The following is a 10,518-nucleotide window of genomic DNA, read 5'->3' as shown; positions in this document are numbered from 1 at the left end:
GCTGCGCTCGCTGGGGGCGCGGGCGGGGGGGGGCGGGGCCGGGGGGGGCGCCCGCCCCGCGCCGCCGGCCCCCCCCCCGCCCCCGGGGGGGGGGGCGGCCCGGGCCGGTGGGCGCGGCGGGCCGGGAAGGGGGTGCGGCGGGCGCCGCGGCGGCCCGGGGGGCCAGGGTGGGGGTGGCGGCCCGGGAGGCCGCGAGGGGGGCGTTCTCGGCCTCCTCCTCCGTCGCTGCGGAGGCGGCGGCCGCGGCGAGGGCGGCGTCCAGCCGGGCGGCGACGTCGGCGGGCATCGGCGGGGCCTCGACGGCGCCGAGCAGTGCCTGGACCTCGCCGAGCGCGTCGGCGGTCTCGCGGCACTCGGCGCAGTCGTCCAGGTGTCGGCGCAGCGTCCGGGCGGCGTCGGCGGACTCGACCAGCCCCTCGGCGAGGTCGGCGAGCTCGTCGACGGAGGGGTGGGCCTCGGCGGGGCCGGTGGGGCCGGAGGAGGAGAGGTGGGCCGTCATCGCGTGCTCGCGTCTCCTTCCAGAACCGTCCGACCGGTGTTCGGGCCTGTCCCTGTGACGGTGCGGGTGCCCGTCGGGTTCCCCGGCGCGTTCCGCCGAGGTGGCGCGGCCGCGCCGGGGGCGTTCGGTGTTTCACGTGAAACATCCGGTCCGCCACCGCCGCTCTCGCGCAGATGGCGGACCAGCGGGAGCAGCCGGGCCCGGCCCCGGGCGCAGCGGCTCTTCACCGTGCCCACCGGGACGCCCAGCAGCTCGGCGGCCTCGGCGACGGGGTAGCCCTGCATGTCGACCAGGACGAGTGCGGCCCGCTGCTCGGCGGGCAGTTCGGCGAGCGCCGCGGCCAGCTCGCGCTGCACCTCGGCCCGGACCACCGGGGAGTCGGCCGGTTCCGCGGCGCCGACCAGGGTGTCCAGGCGCCGCGGGTCCTCGTCGAGCGGGGTGGTGCGGCGGGTGGCGCTGCGCCGGGCGCGGTCCAGACAGGCGTTGACCACGATCCGGTGCAGCCAGGTGGTGACCGCCGAGCGGCCCTGGAAGCCGGGGGCGGCGCGGAAGGCGGAGACCAAGGCGTCCTGGAGGGCGTCGGCGGCCTCCTCGCGGTCGCCCAGGGTGCGCAGGGCGACCGCCCAGAGCCGGTCGCGGTGGCGGTTCACCAGGAGGCCGAAGGCGTCCGGGTCGCCGGCGACGTGCCGGGCGAGCAGCGCCGCGTCGTCCTCCGCCACCGTCACCCCTCGCCCCCCTCGCCGTCGTTCCGCAGGCCGGACCTGCGGTCAGCCGGAGACCTTGACCTCGGCGACCTGCCCGCGGAACTTGCCATCCGTATCCTTCGGCAGGCTGGTCAGCCAGATCAAGAGGTAGCGGGTGTTCGTTGGGGCGCTGAGGGTGAAGTCGACGTTGCTGCCGCTCTTCTTCCCCGCGACCGTGAAGGAGGTCAGCGGCGCCTTCTGCGGGTTGTCCGCCGCCTGGGCGTTCGGGATCCGCAGCTCGGCCGTGGTGGTGCCGACGAACTGGACGTTCACCGAGCTGACGGCGTGCGACGAGCCGAGATCGATCAGCAGGCCGGTGCCCTCCTTGTAGCCGCCCGGGACGAACTGGTCGTCGTAGCCGTAGGTCGGCCAGCTCGTGCTGGGGTCGCCGTCGATGGCCTTGGGGAGGGCCCAGGCGGATTCCGCCGAATCGCCCTTCGGGTTGTACGAGAGGGCGGCCTTGGGCGCGATCGGCGTCGGGTTGTGGGTGCTGGCCTGCGGGGTCGGTGCGTCGCTGGTGGCCGAGGTCTGCGGGGGGGTGGTCGGGCTGGTGTTGCGCAGGGTGTCCACGAACTGCCAGGAGGCGACGCCGATGGCGCCCAGGGCGACCGTCCAGGCCGTCGCCTTGATCACCCGGCGCAGCCGTCGCCGGGTGCGCCGGCTCGCGGTCGGCCGGGACGAGGCGGGCAGCGGGGCGACCGCCGGGTCGGCCACCCGGGTCGGGTTGGGCGCGGTCGGCAGCGCGTGGGTGTTGTGCCGGGGCGGGGCCGGGAAGGCGGGCAGCTCCGGTTCGGGCTGGCGGATCCGGGGCATCTGCGCGATCGCCCGGGTCAGCTCCTCCGGGGTGGTGATCGGCTCGGCGTGGTGCGGCGGGTGGTCGAACAGGGCCCGCGCGGCCAGCTCGGACAGGCCCTTGTGGACGCCCGCGCGGACCTGGTCCGGCGCGGCGTTCTGGAGGCCCTTGGGCAGGCCCTGGAGGTCGTAGCGGTCCTCCGGGTAGGGCCAGCGGTGGGTGAGCGCGGCGAACAGCAGGGCGCCGATCGCGCGGGTGTCGGTGCGCTCGGAGCCGTCGGTGCCGTCCTCGTCGGGCAGCCCGCGCAGGGCGGCGTCCACCGCGATGCCGTTGATCCGGTACTGGCCGCTGTCGGTGCGCAGCACGCAGCGCGGGGTGAGCCGCAGGTGGGCCTGGCCGCGCCGGTGGGCGGCGGCGACCGCGTCGGTCACCTGGCGGACCATCTGGTACGCCTCGTGCGGCTCCATCGGGCCGTCGGCGAGCAGCTTGGCGAGGTCGGAGGCGTGCGGCAGCCACTCCCGCACGACGTAGACCAGCTCGCCCTCCTGGACGGCGTCCAGGACCTGGACGAAGCGCGGGTCGCCGAGCAGGGCGGCGGACTTGGCGGCGGCGAGCACCTTGCGGGCGCGCTGGTGGCCGGAGGCCATCAGGTGGACGCCGACGGCCCGGCGCAGCTTCTCGTCGACCGCGCGCCAGCTGCTGAAGGTCTCGGTCTGGGAGATGCACTCCTCCAGCCGGTACCGGTGGCCGATCATGTCGCCGCTGTGCCGCAGCGGGGCGGGGAGGGTGCGGGGCAGGGTGGCGGTGTCGCGCGGGTCGACGGTGGGCTGCGGGTCGGTGGGGCGGCGCTTGGCGGCTGCGGGCTCCGGGGCGGCGGGCTTGCGCCGGGCGGTGCCGCCGGCGGCCAGCTCGGCGGCGATCTCGTGGACCGAGAGCGGAGCGGTGATCTCCGAGGTCTCCTCGCCGCGGGGGGCGTCCTGGCCGACGTCGGAGAGGTCGGAGAGGTCGGAGGGGTCGGCGGCGTCGGTGTCCGGGTCCGGGTCGGCGGCCACCGGGGTGTCCGGGGCGGCGCCCCGGTCCTCGGAGGCGTCCTGGGAGGAGGCGTCGGCGACGGCGCCCGCCGGGGCTGCCTTCCCCGCCGTGAGCTCGTCGATCGCCGCGGCCAGTGCGGCCTCGTCCGCCGCCGCGTCAGCTGCTGACGTGTCGACGACCGCCTTGGTGCCATCAGCCACCGTGGTCCTGCCTCCCCTTGTGTCGCCCCGGCTTGAGAGAGTCGCTGGAGCCCGCGGGTTGGCGGCCACGTGCTCCAGGACAATTGTGCCCACTCTTCTCCACCGAGTACGACCGCTGAGGGGCGCGCTCGGTTGCGTGCTGGTGGAGAGATGTGGTGCAGATCCGACACCGGGCCGCCATCTCGCGGCCCGGGCGGAGCCGGGCGCGGGCGGCGGCCCGGCACCCGGCCGGACGGGCGGAGGAGCTGGTGGCTCCCGTCGACACCCGGTCAGGGCGTCCGCTCGTCCGGTCGGTCGGTGTGGTGGATCAGCGGCCCAGCCGGCCGCGCACCATGCCGAGCATGGCGTTGAGCTCCTCGATCCGCAGGCGCTTCGCGATGAGCACGAACACGGCCAGCTGGAGGCCGCCGCCCGCGACGAGGGACAGCACGCTGCCCAGCCAGCCGCCCAGCACCTGCTGGACCGCCAGGCTGACGCCGAGGCCGACCAGCGCGGACGGCACGCCGGCGGTGGCCAGCCGACTGTAGGTCTTGCCGATCCGCTTGCTGTCCAGCCCGCCGATCTTCTTCTTCAACTTCGGCAGTGCGACCGTCACCCCGACGGCGTAGGCCAGACCATAGCCGAAGGACATCCCGATCACGGCCCACTGGGCGGGCAGCGTGAACCAGCAGACCACCGAGAACCCGGCCTGGCAGACCGCGACCCAGACGGTGTTGGAGAACGGCGTCCGGGTGTCCTCGTAGGCGTAGAAGCCGCGCAGCATCACGTACTGGGCCGAGTACGGGATCAGCCCGAGCGCGAAGGCCGAGAGCATCAGGCCGACGTTGGAGGCGTTGTCCAGGGCCCGGTCACCGCCGCCGATCCCGTAGATCGAGCGGGCGATCGCCGGGCCGAGCGACAGGAACAGGAAGGCGCCCGGGACGACCGCCACCGCGGTGGTGCGCAGCCCGTACGACAGGTCGTCGCGGACGGCGCCGGCGTCCTCGTCGGCCGCCGCCCGGGAGAGCCGGGGGAGCACCGCGCTCATGATCGAGACGGTGATCACGGCCTGCGGGAGCTGCCAGATCAGCAGGGCGTTGGAGAACGCCGCGAGGCCGACGCCCTCGTGGCCGCCCTTCTCGGCGGCGCTGCCGGCGGCGGTGGCCAGCTGGGTGATGACCAGGAAGCCGGCCTGGTTGGCGAGCACGAAGAAGAAGGTCCACTTGGCCAGCCGGGCGGCCTTGCCCAGGCCGTGGCCGCGCCAGTCGAAGCGCGGCCGGTAGCGGAAGCCGGCCGACCGCAGGTACGGGATCATCGCCAGCGACTGGACGACCAGGCCGAGCAGGGTGCCGAGGCCGAGCAGCCGGACGCCCTCGGGCGAGATGCCCTCGGGCGTCACGTGCGTGCCGCTGTAGCCGCCGTACACCCAGATGTAGGCGCCGAAGGTGAAGATCACCACGATGTTGTTGAGGACCGGGGTCCACATCATCGCGCCGAACCGGCCGCGGGCGTTGAGGATCTGCCCCATCACCACGTGGACGCCCATGAAGAAGATGGTCGGCAGGCAGTACCGGGCCAGCGCGACCGTGGTCTCGGCGCGGTCCGCGTTCTCCATCATCGAGTGCGAGATCAGCTGCACCAGCAGCGGTGCCCCGAGCACCGCGAGGAACACCACGCCGCCGAGCCCGACCATCACCAGGGTGAGCAGCCGGTTGGCGTACGCGGTGCCGCCGTCCTCGTCGTTCTTCATGCTGCGCACCAGCTGCGGCACGAAGACGGCGTTCAGCGCGCCGCCGCCGATCAGGATGTACAGCAGGGTCGGCAGGGTGTAGGCGGCGTTGTACGAGTCGCCCATGGCGGCGACGCCGATGGCGGCGGTGATCACCATGGTCCGGACGAAGCCGGTGCCGCGGGAGACCAGCGTGCCGGCCGCCATGATCGCGCTGGAGTTCAGCAGGCTCGCGACCTTGCCGCCGCCGGCCGCCGGGGCGGGCTCGGCCGCGGGCGCCGGCTGTGCGGCGCGCTCCTCGGCGACGAGGTCCGCCAGCGGCTCCACCGCCGGCGGCACCGCCACGGCGGCCACCTGCATGGTGGCCTCGTCCTCGGAGAGCGGCGGGTCGAACTCGATCGGGGGGACGAAGGGGCGGTGCCCGTCCGGGCCGGCGTACTGCTGCTGCCCCGGGTAGCCGCCCACCGGCGGGTACGGCGAGGCGGCAGCGGGGGGCGGGGGCGCGACCGGCGGTGCCATCGGGTGCACCGGGGCGGGCGGGGGCACCGGCGGCTGGGCCGCCGCCTGCGCCTGGTGGCCGCCGAACAGCGCGTCCACCCCGACGTACTCGGTGGTCTCGCTGTCCCAGGTCGAGTGCGCCGGGCCCGGCTCCCACTGCGGCCGGGGCTGCTCCGGGCCGCCCCACTGGCCGCCGCCGGCCGGGGCCGGGGCCTCCTGCCAGGCGGCCTGCACCGGGGTGTCCCAGCCGGGCTGCACGGGCGGCACCGGGGCCGCGAACGGCGTCGGCGCCGAGTACTGCGCCGGCGGCACCGGCGTCGGGTAGCCGCCGCCCTGCGGCGGCAGCTGCGGCGGCACGTCGTACGCGGTGGCCGGCGGCTGAGGCGCCGCGGGCCGGTCGGCCCGCAGACCGTAGGGGTCCTGGCCGGCCTGCGGGTTCCCGTACGCGTCGGCCGCGTACGGGTCCTGGGCGTAGGTGTCGGCCACGTACCAGTCGCCGGACGGCGACTCGGCGCCCGGCCGGTTCTCACCGCGGCCCGGCGGCCGCTCCTCGCTGCGCCCGGTCATGTCACCTCTTCGCTGTCGTGGGGGAGGCCGGCCCGGCGTTGCGGGGGGTCGGCGGTATCAAGGACCAACCTTCTCATCACTGGCGGTCCGATCCCGGCCATCCGCGTTGCTGCCGCGCGGTGTCTGCGCGGGGCCGGCCTCGGCGGATCCGCCGCCGGAGCCGTCTTCGGGGCCGCCGCCGGGGCCGTTCCCGGAGGGTTCGCCGGCACCGCCCCCGGCCTCGCCGTCGGGCTTCTCCCCGCCCGCGTCCCCGCCCGCGTCCCCGCCCGCGTCCTGCGCCCCGTCCCGGGCCTCGTCCGCCGCCGGGGCCGGTGCGCCGTCCGCTGCCGGGCCGTCGACCGGCTGGTCGCCGTCGGTGTGCGGCTGCCCGGCCCGCCGCTTGCGCTGGCGCACGAAGCGCAGCGCGGCCAGCAGCAGCAGGGCGGCGCCGGCCGCGAAGACGTACAGCACGCCGTTGGTCACCGAGGTGACGTCCACCCTGAACTGCTGCGGTGCGCCGTACTTCTGCGGGTTGGGGCCGGTGGTCCAGAGCTGGGCGGTCATGTTGACCGGGCCGTTGTTGTGCGCCTCGGCGTTGAACCGGAGGGTGACGCTCTGGGAGGCGGGGATGACCAGTTCCTCCTCCTTGCCCACCCGCAGCCGGTTCGGCTGCGGCGAGGTGAGCACCAGCTTGAGGTTGGTGACGGTCTGGGTGAGGTCGTTGCGGACGCTGACCGGGAGCAGACCGGTGTTGCCGGCGAAGGTGACGACGTTCTTCTTCGGCACCCGGACGGCCCCGGTCAGTTCGTCCAGGTACTTGGCGACGTCCGCGCGGTAGGTGCTGCCGGCCGCCGCGTCGGTGCGCCACGCGGTGGACAGCGAGCGGACCATCGCGGCGCTGAACGGGCCGCGCACCCGCTGCGGCAGGGTGAGCACCCGCATCAGCGTGTCCAGGTTCTGCTGGATCTCGTCGGTGCTGCTCAGCTCGGCCGCGGACAGCTCCGAGGCGCGGACCTGGGCCGGGTAGTCGGCGGCCGCCGGGACGGCGGTGTTGGCCTTCTGGTCGGGCGAGGCCTGGGCCAGGGTGTCCAGCTTGACCGGGGCGAGCCACTTGTTGTCGGAGGCCGTCTGCAGGGCGTCCGCCAGCACCTTGGCGGTGCTCGCGGTCAGGTCGCGCGGCGGCATCACCAGCAGGCCGCGCTGGTTCTGCGGCTGCTCGTGGGTGATCGTGTAGGTCTCGGCGAGGAAGCGCTGGTTCGCCTTGGTCTGTGCCTGCGGGGTGGCGAGGTCGGTCTGGAACAGCGAGGAGACGGTCTCGTCGGCGACCACCGCGTTCTGCCCGCTGCCGATCGGGCGCACCGCGGTCGGGGTGTAGTTCATCGCGTCCGGCTCCGGCATGCTCGCGCCGTTGACCAGGACCAGGCCGTCGCCGGCCTGCTGGGCGATGCCCGCGATCTGCTGGTCGAGGTAGCCCTGGTACGGCCAGGCCACGTCCGAGCGGGTGTCGACGGACAGCCGCCCCTCGACGGTGAGCCGGCCGGCGGTGGCCGCCTTGCCCAGGGCGGTGCCCATCCCGGTCAGGTCGGCGCCGTTGTGCGCGATCGAGGCGAGGTCCGGGTCGGCGTAGGGCAGTGACACCACCTGGCCGCCCGGCTTGGCGACGGCGGCCCGCAGCTTGTCCAGCCAGGCCGTGGCGGCGGCCTGGCCGGTGCCGGGGACGGTGTTGTCGTCCTTGGCGGGCTTGCCGACGTCCTGGCCCGGCTTCTGCACCCGGTACGGCCTGGTCATCGCGAACGCGGTGTCCAGCAGGTCCGGGTCGACCACCCAGGTCAGCCCGGTCATCTTGGCCCCGGTGTCCACCAGCTCGTACAGCCGGCCGCCCGGGGAGAACTCGGCGGTCAGGCTGTCGTCGCGCAGGACGGGGACGGGCTGGTCGTTGTCGGAGTAGGTCTGCGCGGCCAGCACCGGCGCGTGCACCAGCGGCCAGAGCGTGGTGACCTTGCTGGGCTGCGCCTCGGCGCCGCCCGGGTTGTACGGCAGGAAGGTCCGGGCGATGCCCAGCGGCCGGTCGCGCTGGTTGTCGGCGGTCGAGCCCCAGGCGTCCACCGCGAGCTCGTAGACGCCGCTGTCGGACAGCCCGAGGTCGCTCACCGAGACGCTCAGGGTGTAGGGCTGGTTCTGGCCCGGACCCAGCTCCGGCAGGGCGTACTGCGGGCTGTCCAGCTCCACGCCGTCGGAGTTGGTCGGGCCGCTGCGGGTGGTCACCAGGGACAGGTCGCTGCGCCGCTGCAGCGGCTTGCTGGACAGCGGCTTGCGGACGGCCGCGTGGGCGTTCTTGACCGCGGCCTTGCCGGTGTTGGTGACGTGCCCGGTGATCTTCACGATGCCGTTCGGGCTGGCCACCTGCGGTGCCACCGCCTCGATGGTCATCTCCACCGGGTACTCGGCCGAGACGCCGTTGTCGGTGGTCGGCCGGACGCCGCCCCCGGCGGGTAGCGCCGCGGCCGGGGCGACCGCTGAGAACAGGGCCAGGGCGGCCCCGCAGGCGGCGGCGAGGCGGCGGGCCGCCTGCCCCGCGCGCCGCCCCGTGCCGTGCCCTTCGACGGGGCGTTGGGTCCTTCCGGGCCGTCGGTCCGCCCCCAGGCCCGAGTGCCGTGCCGGCTCACTCACTCGTTCCGCCCTCGCCGTTCTCGATCGCTCGCTGCTGATGCTGTTCGCTTGACGTTCTTCGCTCGACGCAGTTCGCCGCGCTGGTGCCGCGGGAGCTCCGCCGGCCACGGCGGCACGCGACACCGCATCCCCTGTCCGGTGCCCGAGACTCGTCCACCGGCATGGTAACGATGCAGCCCGCGGTGCAGTGTCGCGGGCCTTGGGGTGAGACGCCCAAAACGCGCGGGCGGTTGACCTGTCGGGCCACGTACTCTTGTGAGCCGTGTCCACTGCCAATGAGTCCACCGCGCACCTCGACCGTTCCAGCACCGCCGTCCAGGCCGTCCCAGGCCTGAGCGAGGCCCAGACCCTGGGGCTGCAAGAGCTGCTGCGGGTGTCGCCGGTGGCCGACGAGATCGCCCGTCGGTTCGAGGCGGCCGGCCACCGGCTGGCCCTGGTCGGCGGCTCGGTGCGGGACGCCCTGCTCGGCCGGCTCGGCAACGACCTGGACTTCACCACCGACGCCCGCCCGCAGCAGGTGCTCAGGCTGGTCAAGGGCTGGGCGGACGCGGTCTGGGACGTCGGCATCGCCTTCGGCACGGTCGGCGCCCGCAAGGACACCCCCGAGGGCTCCTTCCTGATCGAGATCACCACCTACCGCTCCGAGGCGTACGACCGGACCTCCCGCAAGCCCGAGGTCACCTACGGCGACACCATCGAGCAGGACCTGGTCCGCCGGGACTTCACCGTCAACGCGATGGCCGTCGACCTGCCCGGCCGCGGCTTCGTCGACCCGCACCACGGCCTGGACGACCTGGAGGCCCGGGTGCTGCGCACCCCCGCGACCCCCGAGGAGTCCTTCTCCGACGACCCGCTGCGGATGATGCGCGCCGCCCGCTTCGCCGCCCAGCTCGACTTCGAGCCGGCCCCCGAGGTCGTCGCCGCGATGACCGCGATGGCCGAGCGGATCACCATCGTGTCCGCCGAGCGCGTCCAGGCCGAGCTGAACAAGCTGCTGCTGGCCAAGCACCCGGTGAAGGGCCTGCGGCTGCTGGTCGACACCGGCCTGGCCGACCACGTGCTGCCCGAGCTGCCCGCACTGCGGCTGGAGCGCGACGAGCACCACCGGCACAAGGACGTCTACGAGCACTCGCTGACCGTCCTGGAACAGGCCGTCGACCTGGAGCAGGACGGCCCGGACCTCACCCTGCGGCTGGCCGCGCTGCTGCACGACATCGGCAAGCCGCGCACCCGCCGCTTCGAGTCGGACGGCCGGGTCTCCTTCCACCACCACGAGGTGGTCGGCGCCAAGATGACCCGCAAGCGGATGCGCGAGCTCAAGTACTCCAAGGAGCTCACCGAGGACGTCTCGCAGCTGGTCGAGCTGCACCTGCGCTTCCACGGCTACGGCGGCGGCGAGTGGACGGACTCCGCGGTGCGCCGCTACGTCACCGACGCCGGACCGCTGCTGGAGCGCCTGCACAAGCTCACCCGCTCCGACTGCACCACCCGCAACCGCAAGAAGGCGGCGGCGCTGTCGCGCACCTACGACGGCCTGGAGCAGCGGATCACCGAGCTGAAGGCCCAGGAGGAGCTGGACGCCGTCCGCCCGGCGCTGGACGGCAACCAGATCATGGAGCTGCTCGGGCTCAAGCCCGGCCCGCAGGTCGGCAAGGCGTACAAGCACATGCTCGAACTCCGACTGGAGCACGGCCCGCTGGAGCACGACGCGGCGGTGGCAGCGCTGCGGGCCTGGTGGGCCGAGCAGCAGGGCTGAGAGGTGCTGCGAGGGGCGGGGGGGGGGCGAGCGCGGCGCCCCCCCCCGCCCCCGCGGGGCCCGCCGCGCGCGC

General features: G+C 74.7%; 5 protein-coding genes and 1 pseudogene. 1 reads left to right on the top strand and 5 read right to left on the bottom strand.

Features of this window, described 5'->3' with window-relative positions:
- The 5 genes and pseudogenes from ACFV6I_RS32880 to ACFV6I_RS32860 form a co-directional block, all read right to left on the bottom strand.
- Positions 1 to 499 (bottom strand): annotated as a pseudogene (locus tag ACFV6I_RS32880) (hypothetical protein); the annotation flags it as partial.
- The gene (gene sigM / locus ACFV6I_RS32875; RefSeq protein ID WP_380379737.1) at positions 496 to 1,224 is read right to left on the bottom strand and encodes an RNA polymerase sigma factor SigM; all 729 of its coding nucleotides are present in this window, start codon (positions 1,222 to 1,224) and stop codon (positions 496 to 498) included. The pseudogene ACFV6I_RS32880 and the gene sigM, both read right to left, overlap by 4 nt.
- A gap of 42 nt (positions 1,225 to 1,266) precedes the next feature.
- Positions 1,267 to 3,267 carry a serine/threonine protein kinase gene (locus ACFV6I_RS32870; protein ID WP_380429307.1) on the bottom strand — a complete coding sequence of 667 codons (2,001 nt, stop codon included), beginning with the start codon at positions 3,265 to 3,267 and terminating at the stop codon, positions 1,267 to 1,269.
- Positions 3,268 to 3,574: 307 nt separating this feature from the next.
- The gene (murJ, locus tag ACFV6I_RS32865) at positions 3,575 to 6,040 is read right to left on the bottom strand and encodes a murein biosynthesis integral membrane protein MurJ (protein WP_380429305.1); all 2,466 of its coding nucleotides are present in this window, start codon (positions 6,038 to 6,040) and stop codon (positions 3,575 to 3,577) included.
- A 57-nt stretch (positions 6,041 to 6,097) separates the two neighbouring features.
- Positions 6,098 to 8,689 carry a DUF6049 family protein gene (locus tag ACFV6I_RS32860; protein ID WP_380429302.1) on the bottom strand — a complete coding sequence of 864 codons (2,592 nt, stop codon included), beginning with the start codon at positions 8,687 to 8,689 and terminating at the stop codon, positions 6,098 to 6,100.
- 355 nt (positions 8,690 to 9,044) lie between these two features.
- On the opposite strand from ACFV6I_RS32860, the gene ACFV6I_RS32855 reads away from it, so the two are divergent.
- Positions 9,045 to 10,445 carry a CCA tRNA nucleotidyltransferase gene (locus ACFV6I_RS32855; protein ID WP_380345967.1) on the top strand — a complete coding sequence of 467 codons (1,401 nt, stop codon included), beginning with the start codon at positions 9,045 to 9,047 and terminating at the stop codon, positions 10,443 to 10,445.
- The last annotated feature ends 73 nt before the right edge of the window (positions 10,446 to 10,518 follow it).

This window comes from Kitasatospora sp. NPDC059803 (assembly GCF_042732255.1).
Taxonomy (GTDB): Bacteria; Actinomycetota; Actinomycetes; order Streptomycetales; family Streptomycetaceae; genus Kitasatospora.
The sequence above is the reverse complement of the archived record's forward strand: the minus strand, read 5'-3'. Positions and strand labels throughout refer to the sequence as shown.